The organism is Priestia sp. P5_B4, from assembly GCF_056400385.1.
Genome location: NZ_JBFULJ010000809.1, coordinates 1 through 1,745, shown reverse-complemented (window position 1 = coordinate 1,745; position 1,745 = coordinate 1). Strand labels below are relative to the sequence as shown.

At 31.1% G+C, this 1,745-nt stretch carries 2 protein-coding genes; one reads left to right on the top strand and one right to left on the bottom strand.

Going from position 1 to position 1,745, the window contains the following annotated elements; all coding sequences use genetic code 11:
• Positions 1-363: 363 nt before the first annotated feature.
• Complete coding sequence (locus AC1DRF_RS26200) at positions 364-561, top strand: IDEAL domain-containing protein (protein ID WP_279621068.1); 198 nt, start codon at positions 364-366, stop codon at positions 559-561.
• Between the two features lie 154 nt (positions 562-715).
• Here the strand turns inward: AC1DRF_RS26200 and AC1DRF_RS26195 are convergent.
• The coding region (locus AC1DRF_RS26195; protein ID WP_477742102.1) for a zinc-dependent alcohol dehydrogenase at positions 716-1,745 on the bottom strand (1,030 nt) is incomplete at its 5' end.

The window sequence follows — 1,745 nt, the reverse complement described above, 5'->3', positions numbered from 1 at the left end:
ATTAAAAATAGAGTTAAGTATTACATATGTTGTAGAAAAAGATCATATTTGTCGTCATGTAGTGTAAATGATAAAATTATTATTTTTATAAAGGAGTTTTTACATTTACTTTAATAAATAAATTCAAATGTTTTTTTACTATGTATAGTTATTACTTTAAAAGCATGGAATTTTAAATGAATAGTTTTACACATTCTTATTGGAGTTTATATCTATGATAAAGGTTATAAATGAAAAGGTATTATGTATATGTGTATTGGAAGATAGTCTATGTTGCATTATATCTATCAATCTAGTATTAAAAAGCTGAAAAAAGGGAATACTTTCACATATACATATAAAAAAGAGGAGGAGTAAACGTTTATGGAAAATCATGTGTCGGGTGATATTCAACAATCAGAAGTAGAGGTGTCGGATTCAACTAAAGCACAATTGATACTAAATAAATCTCTTCGTGATTTTAAAAAGAAACAAATTCTTGAGAAAATTGATCAGTCATTACAAAATCGAGATAAAGAAGCTTTTTTACGTTTAACAGAGAAACTTAAATCTGTATCTTGATAAAAGCAATATATAATAGAAGAAACTCGTAAAAAAAGGGGCTTTGCTTAATAAGAGCAAAACTCCTTTTTAAATTGAAAGTGCTTTTTAAGTCTTAATTCGAGTAGGGACCTTTCACTTCTTTAAGTATTTGTACTAGAACTGAGAATTCAAATTATCTTTGTAAAGAAAGTACTGCCTTAAGAACATCTTGGTTTAAACTATCTTTAAAAGCTTGATTTGCTTGTGAAGCTGGGTATAGAGCGATAATACGATTTAGTGGCTCTTCATATTTTTTTAATATTTTAAAAGCATCAAGGTAGTCCTCAGGTCCACATCCATAACTTGTAATAAGAGGCCATTCATTTCTAACAAATTGTGTTAAAAACAAGTTGATTTCTTGCTCATATAATGCTACAAATATTGATCTTCCGCCTTTTTTTAAGCTTTTGAAACCAGTTTTAACGGCAGCATTTGATCCTGAACATTCAAATAAAACATCAACTTTTTCAGTTAAACTTTCTTTGTCAGCAATAAGGGGAATCATACCGAATTCAGAGCATCTTGATAATCGATTTTCATAATCCTTTTCGAGCCCAGATAATATTACTTTCGCACCTTTTTGCACACATACTAGTCCAACGAAAAAACCAATAATACCGGGTCCTTGCACATGCACAATATGTTTATTATTAATCTCTCCAGCTCTATTAACAGCGTGAACGGCAATTGAAAGAGGTTCACTTAAAGCTGCAGTTCTAACGGACAAATCTTCAGGAATTTCTTTTACATATATCGATTTTGTTTTGACAAATTGGGCCATTCCTCCGTCATAATGTAACCCTATGACTTTATTGTGTTCGCATATTGAATGGCGACCATTTTTGCAGTTTTCACATTCCCCACAATAATTCATGGATTCAACAATTACTTTTTTTCCTATTAAATGACTGGTTGACTTATCATAACTTTCAACAACTTCACCTGATATCTCATGGCCAAGAATAATAGGTTTTTCAACAAACTCATATCCTTTAGAGTGGCTATAGGCATGTAGGTCGCTTCCACACACCCCACAATAGTCGACCTTAATTAGAACTTCATTTTTATCTAAAAGAGGCTTTTCTTGATTTTGTACCTTAAGCTCTCTTACTTTTTCTGTTTTAACAACTGGACGAGCAAAAAATGGGCTCACACTTCTAAGC

Bases quoted from the DNA above. Each gene is read 5' to 3' on its own strand.
- AC1DRF_RS26200 (WP_279621068.1), top strand. From the start codon at position 364: ATGGAAAATCATGTGTCGGGTGATATTCAACAATCAGAAGTAGAGGTG.